Source organism: Methylobacterium durans (genome assembly GCF_003173715.1).
GTDB lineage: Bacteria > Pseudomonadota > Alphaproteobacteria > Rhizobiales > Beijerinckiaceae > Methylobacterium > Methylobacterium durans.
In genome coordinates this window covers 2,239,804-2,256,319 of record NZ_CP029550.1, presented here as the reverse complement: position 1 = coordinate 2,256,319, position 16,516 = coordinate 2,239,804, and the positions used below count along the sequence as shown (strand labels likewise).

The window sequence follows — 16,516 nt, the reverse complement described above, 5'->3', positions numbered from 1 at the left end:
GGGTTCCTGCCTTACTCCGCCGCCATCGGGCGCGGAGTGGGGAACAGGTCGGGGAAGAACTTGATAACGCTCGACAGCGGATTCGAGGCCGCCTGGCCGAGGCCGCAGATCGAGGCGTCCCGCATGCACTGCGACAGCTCGCCGAGGAGCTCGGTGTCCCAGATGCCGTTCTCCATCAGCATCCGGGCCTTCTGGGTGCCCGCCCGGCAGGGGGTGCATTGGCCGCAGGACTCGTCCTCGAAGAACCGCATCAGGTTGAGGGCCGCGCCCTGGACATCGTCCTTGTCCGACAGGATGACGACGGCGGCCGAGCCGATGAAGCAGCCGTATTTCTCGAGCTTGCCGAAATCGAGGGGATGTCGCCCATCGAGGCCGGCAGGATGCCGCCCGAGGCGCCGCCTGGCAGGTAGGCCGCGAAGGTGTGGCCGTCGGCCATGCCGCCGCAATGCTCGTCGATCAGCTCCTGCACGGTGAGGCCGGCGGGCGCCAGCTTCACGCCCGGCTCCCTGACCCGGCCCGAGACCGAGTAGGAGCGCAGGCCCGCCGAGCCATTGCGGCCGTGGCTCTTCCACCACTCGGCCCCGCGCTCGATCAGGTCGCGCACCCAGAACACGGTCTCGACGTTGTTGATGAGGGTCGGGCGCCCGAACAGGCCGACCTGGAACGGGAAGGGGGGCTTGTGGCGGGGCAGGCCGCGCTTGCCCTCCAGCGACTCGATCAGAGACGATTCCTCGCCGCATATATAAGCGCCCGCGCCGCGCCGCAGATGGAGGCGGGGGCCGCCGGCCGGGAGCTTGGCGATCTCGCGGGCCAGGATCTCGCGGGCGATCGGGTACTCGTCGCGGATGTAGAGGTAGACGTCCTCGGCCTCGACCACGTGCGCGCCGATCAGCGTGCCTTCGAGGAAGCGGTGCGGATCGGTGTTGAGGTAGAGCTGGTCCTTGAAGGTGCCGGGCTCTCCCTCGTCGCCGTTGATCGCCATCAGGCGGGGGCCGGGCTCGCCGCGCACCGAGCGCCACTTGCGGCCCGTGGGGAAGCCGGCGCCTCCGAGTCCGCGAAGCGCCCCGTCGTCGAGCACCTTGAGCACGTCCTCCACGGCAAGGTCGCCTGAGCGCAGGCGCTCCAGCACCTTGTAGCCGCCGCCGGCCAGATAGGCGTCGTAATCGATGTAGGCCGGGATGTGGGCGTGGGTGTCGCGCGCCTCGACTGCGGCCTTGACGCTCGCCACGTCCGCCCGATGCAGGAAGTTATGGCCGACCTCCGCCGCGGGCGCGTGGTCGCAGAGGCCCACGCACGGCGCCCGCACGACGCGCACGTCGGACCCGAGTTCCGCCTGCAGCGCCGCAAGAAGATCCTCGGCGCCGTGCATCGCGCAGGTGATGCTGTCGCAGACGCGCACCGTGAGCGACGGGATCGCGGCCTCGCCGTCGCGGACCACGTCGAAATGCGCGTAGAAGGTCGCGGTCTCGAACACCTCGGCGAAGGCGAGCTTCATCTCGTCGGCGAGCGCCGCGAGATGGGCCGCGCTGATCTGGCCATAGGTGTCCTGGATCAGGTGCAGGTGCTCGATCAGGAGGTCGCGCTGGCGCGAGCGGTCGCCGAGCAGGGCCTCGATCTCGACCTTGGCGGTGGGATCGACCTGTCGTCCCTTCGGCACGGGTCTCGCGCGCTCGCGACCGCGACCGGGATGATCGAACCGCTGGACGCGGGAGTTATCGTGCTGGTTCATCCCGCCACTCTACCCTCTGGCATACAAAATACAAGGGTGGCTGCCCAGCCGTCGCGCTGCGTCGAAGCGTGTCTTGCCGCGTTCTGACGCGAAGCGTGAAGGGCCATCGATCACGGCCGGGGCATCTATGCCGCGAGGGGCATAGCATGCGATCCTGAAGCGGAGAAGTTTCCGAAACTTAAGCTTTCGAGCAAGGCGGCTATCCATCGGGCGAATCCGGCCCTCGCCGACCAATCCTTCCAGGATGAAATATTTCCTTTTGCATCGCAGTGCTCTCGGCAAAATGTTGCCGAAACGGCGATCGAAGGCGGAGGGGATCGCGAAAATCCGCCTTTTGAACAGCTCGAAACTGAGATTCCGACGGCTCGGAACTTTAATTCCATAAGGTTGGCTGATCATCGTAGCCGCTGCGCCGCGCTTCCACGGCAGCCCACGCGGTCACGGACCCGCGGAAAAGGCATGCCTGCCCGCTCCGGTACGCATACCGTGACGCGCCGTCACCGAGCGACCTCAAGCGCGACTACTGGCCGCCGAAGGAGCGCAGGGGCCGTCCCGCCTCCGAGCGATTCGACATCCTGACGATCCCGGTCGCCGCATCGATCCCGACGAGGCGTGGACCTGCGACGGCCTCGAGCGAGAGCTCGAACGCGTCGAGCACCCGGTTGATGGCGTCGATGTTGGCGGGGTCCGCGGGATTCGCGCCTTCGAGACCTTCGGAGAGGATCGCCGCGCGGACCTGGTCGACGAGTTCGGGCGTGAGCGGGGGGCGCGTGCAATCGGCATAGGCGGCGGCGACGGCATCGGCCAGGGCCCCGGTCGACAGGCTGGATTGTGCGCTCATGATGGGCTGCCCCTCCTTCGTGGCCGGGCACGCGCCCGCAGCGCTCAACGTCGTGGGAGGCTCTGCGTTTCCGTCGCGTCGGCAGAGGCTCGCCGGTTCGGTCGCCGCCCAAGGCCGCGCATAAGAAAAACGCGCTCCCTGCCGAGAGCGCGTTTGAAGGTAGTCCCATGTCTCAGGAAGGACGCGGGATATCTAGCATTATTGTATACCAGATACCAGCCCTCAGGCGCAGGATTGCGCAGGACCGTGCTCGCGGGTGTCGCTGCACGGATGGCGTGGGCCAGGAGAGCGTCCCGGACGAGAAAAGCCCGCCAATGGCCGGCGGGCTCTCGATGGACGATCTCGCATGCGTCGGCGTCTCCGTCCTGCCGGCGGCCTACTCGAGATAATCGCCGTAGGTGTTGACGTGGGAGGCGAGGCCTAGCCCATGCTCCCGGACAAGGTTCTCGGCGAGCTCGGACTGGCGGGCTTCGAGCGCCTTGATGATCTGCACGTGCTCCTTGATCGACTTCTCGGCGCGCTCGCCCTGCCGCAGCGCCGTGTTGCGGATGCCGCGTACATGCATCAGGAGGTTGCTCGACAGATCCTCGATCACCTCGCACTGGCCGAGCGAGATGATCTTCTGATGGAAGCGGATGTTGGCATCCGAGTACTCGTCGAGGTGCTCGGAGGGCTTGCCCTCGTAGAACTCGGGGAACATCTCGCGCAGGGATTTGAGCTGGGCGTCGGTGGCCCGCTCGCAGGCGAGACGCGCGGCCATGCTCTCCAGCGCCGCCCAGGCGTGGATCATGCCGACGATCTCCTTCTTCGTCTTCTTGATGACGAAGACGCCGCGGCGCGCCTCGGAGCGCACGAAGCCCTCCTGCTCCAGAACGGTCAGGGCCTCGCGCACCGGCGTGCGGCTGACACCGAGATCCTGGGAGAGCTTGCGCTCGTCGAGCCGGACTTCCTCGGCGCGGCCGTAGATGTCCATGTTGGTGATGGCGGCCTTGAGCGCCTCGTAGGCCAGCGTGCGCAGGCTGGAGCTCGCGACGATCGGCGTGATGTTGAACTGATCGCTTTTCACCATGACCACACCCAAACGTTTCTCGGCTCCACGCCGGGTACCGGCGAAATCCACGCGCGCCGAGACCTACTGCAAAGCCTGAACACCGCCTAGTGTTCTGACCTCGCTGTCCTCGTGTTCCGGTCGAGCCGAGCCGAGTGGCTCTCGAGCGGACGCACATGGGCGGGCAGCCGCGCATGTGCGCGACCTTCTTGGACTCTGGTATACCAGATATCTGTTGTCAATTCATGCGTGTGCCGCGCGGATCCGGCCGTGGTGTATGAGCCGGCCGGACGTGGTCTCCGCGAATAGCTGAATATTGTGCGCGAGGACTTCGTCTCGAAGCGTCGGTCCTTCTCTATCAGGACACGGCACGGGCGGGACCAGGCCGACCATCCTGGGGCCGATGCGTGATGCTAGGCCGTGAGAGAAGGGCGCGCTTCCCATTCCGGACGAGCGCCCCGTTCTCCGTGTCGGTGGCCGGGACGTGTCCCGGCCACCGACAGGTCCTCATCCCTTGAGGGTATCGACGAGGGTTGATCCGAGGCGGGCGGGCGAGGGCGAGACCCGGATGCCCGCCGCCTCCATCGCCGCGATCTTGTCCTCGGCGCCCCCCTTGCCCCCCGAGATGATCGCCCCCGCGTGACCCATCCGCCGCCCCGGCGGCGCCGTCCGCCCCGCGATGAACCCCACCGTCGGCTTCCGGCGGCCCCGCCGCGCCTCGTCCGCCAGGAACTGCGCCGCCTCCTCCTCCGCAGAGCCCCCGATCTCCCCGATCATCACGATCGACTCCGTCTTCGGATCCGCCAGGAACAGCTCCAGGACGTCGATGAACTCCGTCCCCTTGACCGGGTCCCCCCCGATCCCAACCGCCGTCGTCTGGCCAAGACCCGCCGTCGTCGTCTGGAACACCGCCTCGTAGGTCAGCGTGCCCGACCGCGACACGATCCCCACGCTGCCCGGACGGAAGATGTTGGCCGGCATGATCCCGATCTTGCTCTCCCCCGCCGTCACGATCCCGGGGCAGTTCGGGCCCACAAGCCGCGACTTCGAGCCCACCAGCGCCCGCTTCACCCGCACCATGTCGAGGACCGGGATCCCCTCCGTGATGCACACGATCAACGGCACCTCCGCCGCCACCGCCTCCAGGATCGCGTCCGCCGCTCCCGGCGGCGGCACGTAGACCACGCTCGCCTCCGCCCCCGTGGCTTCCCGCGCCTCCGCCACCGTGTCGAACACCGGCAGCCCCAGATGCGTCGCCCCGCCTTTGCCCGGGCTCGTGCCCCCCACCATCTTGGTGCCGTAGGCGATCGCCTGCTCCGAGTGGAAGGTGCCGTTCTTGCCCGTGAAGCCCTGGCAGATCACCCGGGTGTTGGCATCGATCATCACCGACATGTCAGGCTCCCTTCACCGCGGCCACGATCTTCTGCGCGGCATCGTCCAGATCGTCGGCCGGGATCACGTTGAGCCCCGAGCCCCGGATGATCGCCTTGCCCTCCTCCACGTTCGTGCCCTCCAGCCGCACCACCAGCGGCACCGACAGCCCCACCGTCTTCACCGCCGCGATCACCCCGCGCGCGATCACGTCGCACTTCATGATCCCGCCGAAGATGTTGACCAGAATCCCCTTCACGTTCGGATCGGCCGTGATGATCTGGAAGGCCGCCGTCACCTTCTCCTCGCTGGCGCCCCCGCCCACATCCAGGAAGTTGGCCGGCTCCTCGCCGTAGAGCTTGATGATGTCGAGCGTGGCCATGGCCAGCCCCGCCCCGTTGACCATGCAGCCGATCGTGCCATCCAGCGCGATGTAGGCGAGATCGTGCTTGGAGGCCTCGATCTCCTTGGCGTCCTCCTCGGTCTCGTCGCGAAGGCCCACGATGTCGGGATGGCGGTAGAGCGCGTTGCCGTCGAAGGCGATCTTGGCGTCCAGGCACTTGAGCTCGCCCGTGGCGGTCAGCACCAGCGGGTTGATCTCGAGCAGGCTCATGTCCTTCTCGACAAACGCCCGGTAGAGATTGGCGCTCAGCGCCTCGGCCTGCTTGGCCTGGGCCCCCGACAGGCCGAGGGCGCGCGCCACCGCGCGGCCGTGATGGGGCTGGATGCCGGTGGCCGGATCGACCGGGATGGTGTGGATCTTCTCCGGGCTGTCGTGGGCAACCGCCTCGATGTCCATGCCGCCCTCGGTCGAGACCACGAAGGCGACGCCGCCCGTGGCCCGGTCGACCAGCATCGAGAGGTAGAACTCGGCCGCGATCTGGGCGCCCTCCTCGATGTAGAGGCGGTTGACCTGCTTGCCGGCCGGCCCGGTCTGCACGGTGACCAGGGTCTGGCCCAGCATCTCGCGGGCGTTCTGGACGACCTCCTCGGCCGACTTGGAGACGCGCACGCCGCCCTTGGCGCCCGGCGCCGCGCCCTGGAAGCTGCCCTTGCCGCGCCCGCCCGCGTGGATCTGGCTCTTGACCACCCAGACCGGACCGCCAAGCTCGCGCGCCGCGCCCTCCGCCTCCGATGCGTCGAAGATCGCAACACCCCGCGAGACCGGAACCCCGAACTCCCGCAAAACCCCCTTCGCCTGATACTCGTGTATGTTCATCGCTTCCTCTCCCGCACCCCTGCCGCGTCCCACGAGGACATCCGGGGTTCTGCCTGTGATACCTGCCGTTCTGATGACGGCTGTTTCAGATCTGGTGCCCTCCCTCAAGGAGCGAGTCCTGGCGCCGAACCCTTTTCCACGCGCCCTTGCGGCCGCGGGCGAACCGCGCGTCAGGTGTTCATACCTGACATCGTCAGAGATTTGAAACTGGTATGCCAGATTCCAGTATTGTCAAGGTCGCCGAACCTACTCCGGGCGGACGGAGGGATGCGCTTTGGGCAGGCTCGGCTAAGGCTCGGGTCAAGCGCCCAGGATCGTCCCGACGCTCAGGGCGCCGCTGGCCGCGAATTCACCGGCCGAAACCTTCTTGCCGCCCTCCACCTTCACCTTGAAGATCTCGATCTGGCCACCCTGCGCGGTGACGCGGAAGGATTCCGCCCCGATCTGGGTGACCGCGCCGATCTTGCCCTTCACGGCGCCGATCGTGCGCACCGGGTGCTTGCGCGCGTCGAAGATCTGGAGCGTCTGGCCGTTGAGCGTCGTCCATGCACCGGGCGCCGGATTCGCGGCTCGGATGATGTTGTAGATCTGGTCGATGTGGTTCGCCCAGTTGACCTGGGCCTCGCGGGCGCGGAACCAACCCTCGTAGCTCGCCTGCGCCTCGTCCTGGACGGTCTCGGTGTGGCGGCCCGCCACCACGAGGTCAGCCGCCTCCAGCATCGCGGCCACGCCCAGCGGGAACAGGTGGTTGAAATACACCTCGCCGATCGTGTCGTCGGGCCCGATCGCGCAGGTCTTCTGGAGGATCACCGGACCCTCGTCGAGCCCGTCGGTCGGCCGGAAGATCGACAGTCCCGTCTCCGTGTCTCCCTTGGCGATCGGCCAGTTGATCGAGGAGGGGCCGCGGTACCGCGGCAGCAGGGAGGGATGGTACTGGATGGTGCCGTGCGTCGGGATGTTCACGAAGCTCTGCGGCGCGAATTGCAGTACGTAGGCCATGATGCCGATATCGGCCTCGAGCCCCCGCATCGCCTCCTCGGCCTCCGCGCTCTTCAGGCTCGGGAACTGGAAGACCTGGAGGCCCTTCTCGACCGCCGCCGTCCTCAGCACGTCCGGCCTCGCCCCCTCCTTCTCGGGCGCGCAGAACACGCCCACCACCTCATCGCCCCGCGCCAGGAAGGCCTCGAGCACGGCCTTTCCGAAATCCTGCTGACCGATGAAAGCGATACGCATGGGGTCTCCGGGCTTGAACGCGATGCCCCTCCCGCGGACACGCGGGGGAAGGGATGGTGCCGGATAACGCCTGACGGCGCAGTCCGCACCACCCCACCGCCCGTCCGTCCCGAATTTAAGACGGACAGGCGGAGCCGTTCGTCACTCGGCGGCGATCTTCTGCACCGCGCCGATGGCTCCGGAGCCGCCGATCTCCACGATCTCCTCGTCCGTGTACTTCAGGACGTCGCGCAGGATCTCGTCCGTGTGCTCGCCGAGCAGCGGCGCGCGGGTAACGTCGGCGGGGCTTGCCGACAGCTTGATGGGGTTGCCGACGGTCAGGTACTTGCCGCGGGTCGGGTGATCGACCTCGACGATGGTGCCCGTCTTGCGGAGCGCCTCGTCCTCGGCGATCTCCTTCATCGACAGGATGGGCCCGCAGGGGATGTCGAACTTGTTGAGGATGTCCATCGCCTCGAACTTGGTCTTCGTCATCGTCCAGGCTTCGATGCGCGTGAAGATCTCGTTGAGGTGCGGCAGGCGGGCCTTCGGCGTGGCGTAGGCCGGATCCGTCTTCCAGCTGGGCTCGCCGATGATGTCGCAGATCGGCTCCCAGACCGCCGCCTGGGTGATGAAGTACAGGTAGGCGTTCGGGTCGTTCTCGTGGCCCTTGCACTTCAGGATACGGCCGGGCTGGCCACCGCCGGAATCGTTGCCCGCGCGCGGCACCGCGTCACCGAACGGGACGCCCTCGCCGAACTGGCTGTACTCCTTCAGGGGGCCGTGGCCGAGACGCTGCTGGTCGCGCAACTTCACGCGGCAAAGGTTGAGCACGCCGTCCTGCATGGCGCAGTCGACCCGCTGGCCGACGCCCGAATGCGTCCGGTGGTAGAGGGCGGTGACGATGCCGAGCGCGAGGTGCAGGCCGGTGCCCGAATCGCCGATCTGCGCACCCGTCACCATCGGCAGCCCGTCGCGGAAGCCGGTGGTCGAGGCCGAGCCGCCGGCGCACTGGGCGACGTTCTCGTAGACCTTGCAATCCTCGTAGCGCCCGGGGCCGAACCCCTTCACCGAGGCGAGGATCATGCGCGGATTCACCTCCTGGATCTTCTCCCAGGTCAGGCCCATGCGGGCGAGCGCGCCGGGGGCGAAGTTCTCGACGAGGACGTCGCACTCCTTCACGAGGCGCCAGAGCACCTCCTTGCCCTTGGGGTTCTTCGAATCCAGGGTGATCGACCGCTTGTTGTGGTTCAGCATAGTGAAATAGAGGCTGTCCACGTCCGGGATATCCTGGAGTTGCTGGCGGGTCGCGTCGCCGGCGCCGGGCCGCTCGACCTTGATCACGTCAGCGCCGAACCATGCCAGGAGCTGCGTGCAGGTGGGGCCGGATTGCACGTGCGTGAAATCGAGGATCTTCACGCCTTCGAGAGCCTTGCTCATGGGATACTCGCAGTCCTGAATGGTTGAACGGTGATCCGGCACCGCCCGGTCCGCTCGGGTCCGCAGGCGTCGCACGGCGCGTCTCTCGTGTGCGGGGCCGTCGCCGAACCGGGTGGTCCGGGCAAGGCCCTACAAATCGGGTCGGCTGTATACCTTATCACTTATACATGGTCTGAACCGCCTTGCCAGACGCGCTCGGGCCGCCATCGGCTGCGGCCGCGCACGGGCGATTCTTCGCGCGGTCGGACGCGCTTCGCGGGGCGATGGGCTGTCGGCTGCAGGGCCGGCGCTACCCGATCGGGCGGCCTGAACCCGGATGGCTCGGTCCATTGCGTCTCCTCCGGTGCTGCCTGCGCCGGGCCGCCATGGCGTGGCGGATTCCGGCGGGTCGGATCGACTCACACGCTGCGCGTTCGCGCGTGTGCGACGAAGATCGCCACCGCTGCGGCCGATCTGGCGTCGCTCGCAGGCTGGCGTGGGTCGGGACCGCCGCCGGTTCAGACCGGCCGATCGAGCCCGAACGGTGACGGCCTTTTCGGCCGCCCGTCAACAAGCGGGAAATCTGGCATACCAAATACCAAGTGTCAAACGGTGGGTCCTCGGCTCCAGATCGGATCGTGTCGGCGCGCCTCGTACGGACCGCGCAAAAGGAAGCGGCGGCGCCCGAGGGGCGCCGCCGCTTCCGATCAGAGCCTGCTGGTGGGTTCAGGCCGTGCGAGCCGAAGCTGCCGCGAGGGTCGCCTCAGGCGGCCCGTTCGCGAGGTAGCGCAGGCGCATCGGCTTCAGGACGAACAGGGCGAGCAGCGCCGCCGCGACGTTCAGGCCGATTACGATCGCGAAGACGGCCGTCCAGCCGTAGGCCGCCGAGACGAGGCTCGCGAAGGGGACGAGGAAGGCCGCCGTGCCCTTGGCCGTGTAGAGCATGCCGGCGTTGGTGGCGGCGAATTTCGAGCCGAAGGTGTCGCCGCAGGTCGCCGGGAACAGCGAGTAGATCTCGCCGAACACGCCGAAATACATCGCCGTCGCCAGGATGAACACCATCGGGTTGCGCCCGCTCGTCAGGAGCAGCACGACGGCGATCGCCGCGATGCTGAAGGCGATGAACATCGTGTTCTCGCGGCCGATATTGTCCGACACGTAGCCGAAGAAGGGCCGCCCGAACCCGTCGAAGACGCGGTCCAGCGAAATCGCGAAGGTAAGCGCCGCCATCTGCAGGCCGAACAGGTTGACCGGCACGTCCGCGACCTTGAAGTCGTGGGCGATGGGCGCGATCTGCGCCGCCGCCATCAGGCCGCCGGAGGCCACCATCACGAACATGGCGTACATGATCCAGAAAACGGGAGTGCGCACCGCCTCGCGCGGTGTCCGGTCGACCTGAGATTGCGGCAGGCGCAGGCTCTTGCGCGGCGCAGCCACCGCGACGCTGGGCTTGCGCAGGAAGAACGAGAGCACGAGCACGACGCCGCCCTGGATCAGGCCGAAGGTGAGGAAGGCGCTCTGGTAGCCGCTGGTGGCGATCATCTTGGCGATCGGCACGACGGTCAGGGCCGCACCCGCCCCGAATCCCGCCGCGGTGGCGCCCGCCGCGAGGCCGCGACGATGGGGAAACCATTTCAGCGCGTTGCCGACGCAGGTGCCGTAGACGGAGCCCGCACCGATGCCGCCGACCACGGCTGCGAGATAGAGCACGGGCAGCGTGGTCGCATAGGCGTCGAGCACCCAGGCGAGCGCGATCATCACGCCGCCGAAGGCGACGACGATCCGCGGACCGTAGCGGTCCACGAACCATGCCTCGATCGGAACCAGCCAAGTCTCGGTCGCCACGAAGAAGGTGAAGGCGAGCTGGATCGCCGCGCGACCCCAATGATGGGTCGCATCGATCGGGTCGACGAAGAGGGTCCAGCCGTACTGAAGGTTCGCAATCATCGCCATGCAGAGGATGCCGAAGGCGAGCTGCCACCACTTGGTGCTGGGTGAATCCTGAGGTTCCAGAAGGTCTTGGCGTTCCATCCCTGGTCCTTTCTCGGCTGCCTGAGGAGGCCGTTGCCCGAGGCTGATGCAGCGCGATCTGGTATGCAATATGCCATATTGCAGGGCTGGGTCGACTTTAATCCATCTCCAGACGAAAAAATTTTCGTGAGATGAGGCGCCTCCCGTTCCGCCCCCGTGCGGCCACGCGTCGAGAGGTCCGGCATGAACATCCCAGCAGCGCTCGTGCTCCAGAGCGTGCCCTTCGCGGGCTTAGCGCTCGCCCAGGAGACGCGCCGGCGCGACGAGATCGCCGTCGTCTACGTCGCCGTCTTCGGCCTCCTCGTCTCGCTCATCCTGCTGTTCGGCGACGTCGGCTCCCTCTCGTCGGACTTCGTCCAGGCCACCCAGGGCTTCGGCTACTGAAGGGGCATCAGGGCCGGTTTTTCGTTGAACGACCGGGAGTTGGAGCGTGACGATCGCGGGATCCCCTTGGCAGCCGGGGGCGACCGGTCCATCCTCCGGGCAAGGCCGAAGGAATGCGGCCCGGATCCGGAGGTTCGTCCATGCTCTCGAATAGCCGTCTGATCAAATCCGCCTGGATCGCGGTCGAAGTGACCAAGGAGCGCGCGGAGCGCGTGCTGGTGGTCGAGACCTACATCGCCGTGAGCCCGCTGGAGCAGAACTACGACGCCGAGAAGTACGACCGGGTTCTCGACTGCGTGCGCCACGTCCTCGCGTCGAACCCCGACATCGATCGGGCCTCGATTCTCAGCATGCACCGCGGCTCGGGCTGCACCAGCCTGTTCCGGACCACCCCCGCGGCGGCTTGAGCCGCCCTCAGGACGAGGAGGCCGGCATGGCCTCGACCTCGCTCGGCGCCCCGCTCGAGGCAGAGGAGACCGGACCCTGGTCGCCGGGGATCGAATCGGCGCTGCCCCGCGCGTTCCTGCCGCTCGCCACGATCTACCGGCCCGCGAATGTCGAGACGCGCCTGGAGGATGCCCTTGAGATCAGCGCCTTCAGCGGGTTGTCCCTGCAGGAGGTCGTCGCCTTCCGGCCCGAGCGTCTCGCCGTCCACGAGGTGCTGATCCGCGTGATGGCCGATCTCTCGGTCCCCGTCGGCGAGACCTACGGAGATCTCGGCGTCAATTTCCGTGCGATCGTGGCGCGGATCCTGTCGGGCTCGGTCGAGCCGCGCGCGGCGGAAGTCGCCGCCACCCTGGAGGCCCTGCGCGCCGAGGCGGCGGCCGCGCTGGAGACCGTTCTCTCCGAGATCTTCGCGCCGCCAGTGGCGCCGCCGGAGCCGGAGACCGGGCGCTCCTGGCGGTCGTGGCTCGGGCTGGCCCAGGCTCCGAAGGCCGCCCCCGCACCGGCCGCGGAATCCACCGAGGAGCGGGCGCAGCGTCACCTCGCGGCCTGGGCGGCGCGGGCCGAACCGGACACCTTGGAGGCGGCCGCCTGTGCCGCCCTCACCCGCGTCGTCTCGGCCATCGTGCGCCACCGCGGCAAGCTCATCGGCGACCGGGCGCTTCTCGTCTCGCTCGCCCGCACCCTCGTCTCGAACGACGAGGGCAGCCGCCGGATCGGTCGCCTGATCGAGCCCTGGTTCGACGAGGCGGTGGCGCGCGAGGGCTATCACAGCCTCAGCGCGCAGGAGCGGCCGGTGGTGATGAACGTGAAGGGCGCCTCCGCCTCGGGCAAGAGCACGATGCGCCCCTTCCAGCGGGCGCTCGCCGGGCGGATCGGGGTGCAATGGGCCGACTTCGCCCTCATCACACCCGACATCTGGCGGAAATATCTCCTCGACTACGAGTCCCTCGGGCCCGCCCGGCGCTATGCCGGGACGCTCACCGGGCACGAGGTCGAGATCGTCGACAAGAAGCTCGACCGCTACATGGCCCGCAAGGCCGAGGAGCGGCGGATGTCCCATCTCCTCATCGATCGCTTCCGCTTCGACAGCTTCAATGCGGTCTCCGGCCACGAGGACGGCAGCCAGCTCCTCACCCGCTTCGGCGACCTCGTCTTCATGCTGTTCATGATCACGCCCCCGGACGCCACGGTGGAGCGAGCCTGGAAGCGGGGCGAGCAGTTCGGCCGCTACAAGGCGGTGGACGATCTCCTGGCCCACAATGTCGAGGCCTATACGGGGATGCCGCGCCTGTTCTTCACCTGGGCGCTCAAGGCGGACAAGCGGGTCCATTACGAGTTCCTGGACAATTCCGTGCCCGAGGGGCAGCGCCCGCGCACCGTCGCCTTCGGCTGGAACGGGGAGATGACGATCCTCGACCTGAAGTTCATCCTCGACGTCGATCGCTTCCGGAAGATCAACGTCGATGCCGGCGGCCCGGACGAGGTCTACCCGGACGCGGGTCAGATGGCGCCCGAGCGCAACACCGACTTCCTCAAGCTCTGCGCCCGCAAGATGCGGACGATCCGCTTCGCGGAGCACGCCACGGGGCGGGTCTACGCCCGCCTCGACGCGGGCAAGCTCACCTGCCTCGATGGCGGGATCTTCGCGCGCGTTCGGGAGGACGACGAGATCCGCGCGGCCTTCGCGGCGCTGGGCGGCGACCGGATCGGGGACGCGGCGACCGGCGAGGCCGAGACGCTGCGCCCCGAGGAGACACAGACCCTCGGCGCCTGGGCCGGCGCCTGACCGATCAGTCCCGGCGCCCGCGGATCCGATGCCAGAGCCGCTCGATGCCCCGCGCCGCCTTCTCCAGCGGTACCTTGAGGCCCGGCACGTCCTGGGCGAGGAGCGCGAGCCCGAGGGGCAGCATCCAGAGCCCGAGGACCGGCAGGATCGAGAAGATGCCCCCGAGGATCAGGATGATCGCGGCGCCGACCCGGAGCCAGAGGCGGGAGGGCTCGCGTAGCCAGTCGATCCAACCCTTGAGGCGGTCGGGCAGCTTCTCCGACAGGCGCGTGACGCGCGCGTCCCAATCCTCGGCGGTGACGGCCATGATGCTCCTCGGGCAGGTTCGAAGGCAGGAGAACGCGCGCCGGGGCCGCTCGGCTCCGCGCCGCGGGAGGCTCTGCTCTAGCCTCCGGCTCCCCGACCTCTTAAACACCCGCCGCGGAGGCCGCGCGTCCCCGCGCGGTGCCTGACGGAGGAACCATGCCCCGCTCGATCCTCAACCTTGCCGGAGCCGCGCTGATCGCCATGACCACTGCCGCCAACGCCGCCGAGTACGTCACCACGCCCCAGGGTCTCAAGTACAAGGATGAGGTCGTGGGCACCGGCCCCGAGCCGAAGGCCGGCCAGCAGGTCACCGTGCAATACACGGGCTGGCTCGACGAGAGCGGGCGCAAGGGCAAGAAGTTCGACTCCTCGCGCGACCGCAACCAGCCCTTCACATTCACCCTCGGCGCGGGTCAGGTGATCCAGGGCTGGGACCTCGGCGTCGCCTCGATGAAGACCGGCGGCCGCCGCACCCTCGTGATCCCGGCCGATCTCGGCTACGGTGGCCGGGGCGCCGGCGGTGTCATCCCGCCCTACGCCACGCTGATCTTCGACGTCGAACTCCTCGGCGCGAAGTAGAAGCGCCGCGCTTCGGTCCCGGCGGGGGCGCCCCGATGCTGTTCACGCACCTCGCCGACGACCTCTTCCGCCCGCTCGCCTCGCCGAGCCGGGCCTTCAACGCGGCCCTCCTCCTGCACCTGCACCGGCGGGTGATGGCGGATTCGGTCGAACCGATCCGCAAGGGAGAGATCCTCGCCGCCATCGGCGATTTCGCCGCCGGCTGGTCGCCGGCCGAGATCGCCGACGACGAGACGCCGCTCGCCGACCCTGCCGAGCGCCGCTCCATCATCTACCGCCGCTTCATCGACACCGGCTGGCTGGTGGAACGGCGCGAGCGCTACGTGCCGGTGGTCGATTTCGACCCCGAGGCGCGCCTGCTGCTCGAGGAGCTGTCCCGCCTCGACCGCGGCGAGACCCGCTCCTACGGCGGCGCCGTCCTCGACGTGCTGGGGAGCCTGGAGAGCGCGGTGGCCAACCCCGCCGACCGCTCCGAGGCGCTGAGCAACGCGGCGAAGGCCGCCCGCACCTTCCTCGGCCACGTGCGGAGCCTCGCCGGCTCCATGCGCAAGATCGAGGAGCGGATCCTGCGCGAGGAAGACCAGCGCGCCGCCTTCCGCCTGTACTTCGAGGATTTCGTCGAGCGCCACCTGATCAGCGACTATCGGACGCTGCACACGCGCTTCAACCCGTTCCGGTTCCGCTCGGCCATCGTCCGCGAGGCGGGACGCGCCCTGCGCGACCCGCTCCTCGTGCGCGGGCTCGCCGAGGCGCTGGTTCGGGAGGCCCGCGCGCCGGACGTGCCCTCCGGCGAGCGGCGGATCCGGGCGGACCTCGCCGAGATCCTCGCGGTCTTCGAAGGGCTCGACCGGCATCTCGAGGCGGTCGACGGCGTGGTGGCCCGGCTCGAGCGCCGGATCGCGGCCGCCGTGCGCTACCTCGACCGACCGGACTCGCTCGCCATCGAGCGCACCGCCGCGGCGCTTCGCGCGGTCGGCGCCGCGGCCCTTCCGCCGGATCTGCCGGCCGAGGTGTCGCTCCTGCGCCCGCCCATCGGCGAGGCGCATCTCTTCACCCCGCGGAGCCGGCGCGCCCCGATCGAGGCCGAGCCCCTGCCCGAGATCCATCTCGATCCCGCCGTCGAGGCGTTCGTGATCGCCAAGGCGGAGTTTCGCCGCCGCACCACCGTGACGCCGGAAACGATCGCGACCTTCCTCGAGGTCAAGCTCGGCAGGAAGCCTGCGATCCGAGGTTCGCAGATCGCGGTCGACGACGTCGACGAGTTCGTCATCTTCCAGCGCCTGCGCGAGATCGACGTGCTGTTCGACGGCACGCTGGGCGAGCGCTACGCCCTCTCGCGGGCCGAGGGCCGCGTCTCGAACGGCTGGCTCGACTGCCCGGATTTCGTGGTGGCGCGGCGGGGCATGGCGGAGGGCGCTCCCCGTGCTTGAGGCCTTCCGCAGCATCGTCGACGGCGACGAGCCGCCGCCGCCCGGCGCCCGCGCCCCCAACGAGGACGAGCTGACCCGCGCCCTGCAGGTTCTCCTCAAGACGCAGGTGATCTACGCGAATTCGCCCGGGATCGGCCGCACCTACGAGCTCGCCCGGCACTACGCGCCCTTCTTCAAAGACTATTTCGCCTGCCTCGGCTACGGTTTCGAGGTGGCGCACCGGGACCAGATGGTCTCGCTTCGCCTGCCGCCCGAGGGCGTGCGCCACGACATCGTCTCCGAGCGCCTGCGCAAGGACGAGACCCTGGTGCTTCTCGCCCTGCGCATGGCCTACGAGGAGGGCCTGCGCGACCACCGCGTCACGACCGACGGGCTCGTCGAGTGCACCACCGACGACATCGCCGACACGCTGCGGACCGCCGCCCGCATCGACCCGCCCGAGGAGGCGCGCCTCATCGAGATCCTGCGCCTGTTCTCCCGCCGCGGCGCGGTGCGGCTCGGTGAGCGCGACCGTACGGAGCGCATCACCCCGCTCGCCGTGTTGCCGGGCATCGGCGTGATCGCGCCGGATGCGTGGCTCGACGCCATTCGGACCTGGGCCGAGGCGGGAGAGGGGTGAGGACGCCGGTGCCCGGCCCGCAGGATCCTCCCGTCCTGTCCCGTTCGTCCCCACCCGTGTCCCCGCTGCCCTTGTCTCGCCGGGAAGTTCCGGCC

At 68.6% G+C, this 16,516-nt stretch carries 14 protein-coding genes and 1 pseudogene; 6 read left to right on the top strand and 9 right to left on the bottom strand.

Annotated elements, in window-relative coordinates; all coding sequences use genetic code 11:
* Positions 1–11 precede the first annotated feature (11 nt).
* From DK389_RS10350 to oxlT, 8 genes and pseudogenes are all read right to left on the bottom strand, one after another.
* A pseudogene (locus DK389_RS10350) lies at positions 12–1,729 on the bottom strand (NAD(P)H-dependent oxidoreductase subunit E).
* Between the two features lie 520 nt (positions 1,730–2,249).
* Positions 2,250–2,570, bottom strand: a complete 321-nt coding sequence (locus tag DK389_RS10345) for a hypothetical protein (protein WP_109889372.1) — start codon at positions 2,568–2,570, stop codon at positions 2,250–2,252.
* A gap of 376 nt (positions 2,571–2,946) precedes the next feature.
* Positions 2,947–3,639, bottom strand: a complete 693-nt coding sequence (locus DK389_RS10340) for a GntR family transcriptional regulator (protein ID WP_109889370.1) — start codon at positions 3,637–3,639, stop codon at positions 2,947–2,949.
* Positions 3,640–4,125: 486 nt separating this feature from the next.
* Positions 4,126–5,010: a succinate--CoA ligase subunit alpha gene (gene sucD / locus DK389_RS10335; RefSeq protein WP_109889368.1), complete on the bottom strand. Its 885-nt coding sequence runs from the start codon at positions 5,008–5,010 to the stop codon at positions 4,126–4,128.
* Between the two features lies 1 nt (position 5,011).
* Positions 5,012–6,208 (bottom strand): ADP-forming succinate--CoA ligase subunit beta, encoded by a 1,197-nt coding sequence (gene sucC / locus DK389_RS10330; RefSeq protein WP_109889366.1) that lies wholly within the window; start codon positions 6,206–6,208, stop codon positions 5,012–5,014.
* A 300-nt stretch (positions 6,209–6,508) separates the two neighbouring features.
* Complete coding sequence (locus tag DK389_RS10325; RefSeq protein WP_109889364.1) at positions 6,509–7,441, bottom strand: methionyl-tRNA formyltransferase; 933 nt, start codon at positions 7,439–7,441, stop codon at positions 6,509–6,511.
* A gap of 141 nt (positions 7,442–7,582) precedes the next feature.
* Positions 7,583–8,860, bottom strand: a complete 1,278-nt coding sequence (gene frc, locus DK389_RS10320; RefSeq protein ID WP_109889362.1) for a formyl-CoA transferase — start codon at positions 8,858–8,860, stop codon at positions 7,583–7,585.
* A 705-nt stretch (positions 8,861–9,565) separates the two neighbouring features.
* Complete coding sequence (gene oxlT / locus DK389_RS10315) at positions 9,566–10,870, bottom strand: oxalate/formate MFS antiporter (RefSeq protein WP_194075181.1); 1,305 nt, start codon at positions 10,868–10,870, stop codon at positions 9,566–9,568.
* 183 nt (positions 10,871–11,053) lie between these two features.
* On the opposite strand from oxlT, the gene DK389_RS10310 reads away from it, so the two are divergent.
* The 3 genes from DK389_RS10310 to DK389_RS10300 all read left to right on the top strand — a co-directional run bounded on the left by DK389_RS10310 (position 11,054) and on the right by DK389_RS10300 (position 13,487).
* The gene (locus tag DK389_RS10310; protein ID WP_109889360.1) at positions 11,054–11,254 is read left to right on the top strand and encodes a hypothetical protein; all 201 of its coding nucleotides are present in this window, start codon (positions 11,054–11,056) and stop codon (positions 11,252–11,254) included.
* 140 nt (positions 11,255–11,394) lie between these two features.
* A complete protein-coding gene (locus DK389_RS10305; RefSeq protein ID WP_109889358.1) occupies positions 11,395–11,661 on the top strand; it encodes a hypothetical protein in 267 nt (88 codons plus the stop codon).
* A 26-nt stretch (positions 11,662–11,687) separates the two neighbouring features.
* Positions 11,688–13,487: a hypothetical protein gene (locus DK389_RS10300; protein ID WP_109889356.1), complete on the top strand. Its 1,800-nt coding sequence runs from the start codon at positions 11,688–11,690 to the stop codon at positions 13,485–13,487.
* A gap of 4 nt (positions 13,488–13,491) precedes the next feature.
* On the opposite strand, the gene DK389_RS10295 is transcribed toward DK389_RS10300, so the two are convergent.
* Positions 13,492–13,794, bottom strand: a complete 303-nt coding sequence (locus DK389_RS10295) for a hypothetical protein (RefSeq protein ID WP_109889354.1) — start codon at positions 13,792–13,794, stop codon at positions 13,492–13,494.
* A gap of 155 nt (positions 13,795–13,949) precedes the next feature.
* Here DK389_RS10295 and DK389_RS10290 point away from each other — a divergent pair, with 155 nt between their 5' ends.
* From DK389_RS10290 to DK389_RS10280, 3 genes are read left to right on the top strand one after another with little or no spacing between them, the layout of a single operon-like run.
* On the top strand, positions 13,950–14,372 hold the full coding sequence (locus tag DK389_RS10290; protein ID WP_109889352.1) for an FKBP-type peptidyl-prolyl cis-trans isomerase: 423 nt from the start codon (positions 13,950–13,952) through the stop codon (positions 14,370–14,372).
* Between the two features lie 35 nt (positions 14,373–14,407).
* A complete protein-coding gene (locus DK389_RS10285; RefSeq protein WP_109889350.1) occupies positions 14,408–15,802 on the top strand; it encodes a Wadjet anti-phage system protein JetA family protein in 1,395 nt (464 codons plus the stop codon).
* A complete protein-coding gene (locus tag DK389_RS10280) occupies positions 15,795–16,421 on the top strand; it encodes a DUF4194 domain-containing protein (RefSeq protein ID WP_109889348.1) in 627 nt (208 codons plus the stop codon). The genes DK389_RS10285 and DK389_RS10280 overlap by 8 nt, the downstream gene beginning before the upstream one ends.
* Positions 16,422–16,516 lie beyond the last annotated feature (95 nt).

What these genes read in the sequence shown, in the direction of transcription:
- DK389_RS10345 (WP_109889372.1), bottom strand. Translation starts at nt 2,570, where the DNA reads ATGAGCGCACAATCCAGCCTGTCGACCGGGGCCCTGGCCGATGCCGTC.
- DK389_RS10340 (WP_109889370.1), bottom strand. Translation starts at nt 3,639, where the DNA reads ATGGTGAAAAGCGATCAGTTCAACATCACGCCGATCGTCGCGAGCTCC.
- sucD (WP_109889368.1), bottom strand. Translation starts at nt 5,010, where the DNA reads ATGTCGGTGATGATCGATGCCAACACCCGGGTGATCTGCCAGGGCTTC.
- sucC (WP_109889366.1), bottom strand. Translation starts at nt 6,208, where the DNA reads ATGAACATACACGAGTATCAGGCGAAGGGGGTTTTGCGGGAGTTCGGG.
- DK389_RS10325 (WP_109889364.1), bottom strand. Translation starts at nt 7,441, where the DNA reads ATGCGTATCGCTTTCATCGGTCAGCAGGATTTCGGAAAGGCCGTGCTC.
- frc (WP_109889362.1), bottom strand. Translation starts at nt 8,860, where the DNA reads ATGAGCAAGGCTCTCGAAGGCGTGAAGATCCTCGATTTCACGCACGTG.
- oxlT (WP_194075181.1), bottom strand. Translation starts at nt 10,870, where the DNA reads ATGGAACGCCAAGACCTTCTGGAACCTCAGGATTCACCCAGCACCAAG.
- DK389_RS10310 (WP_109889360.1), top strand. Translation starts at nt 11,054, where the DNA reads ATGAACATCCCAGCAGCGCTCGTGCTCCAGAGCGTGCCCTTCGCGGGC.
- DK389_RS10305 (WP_109889358.1), top strand. Translation starts at nt 11,395, where the DNA reads ATGCTCTCGAATAGCCGTCTGATCAAATCCGCCTGGATCGCGGTCGAA.
- DK389_RS10300 (WP_109889356.1), top strand. Translation starts at nt 11,688, where the DNA reads ATGGCCTCGACCTCGCTCGGCGCCCCGCTCGAGGCAGAGGAGACCGGA.
- DK389_RS10295 (WP_109889354.1), bottom strand. Translation starts at nt 13,794, where the DNA reads ATGGCCGTCACCGCCGAGGATTGGGACGCGCGCGTCACGCGCCTGTCG.
- DK389_RS10290 (WP_109889352.1), top strand. Translation starts at nt 13,950, where the DNA reads ATGCCCCGCTCGATCCTCAACCTTGCCGGAGCCGCGCTGATCGCCATG.
- DK389_RS10285 (WP_109889350.1), top strand. Translation starts at nt 14,408, where the DNA reads ATGCTGTTCACGCACCTCGCCGACGACCTCTTCCGCCCGCTCGCCTCG.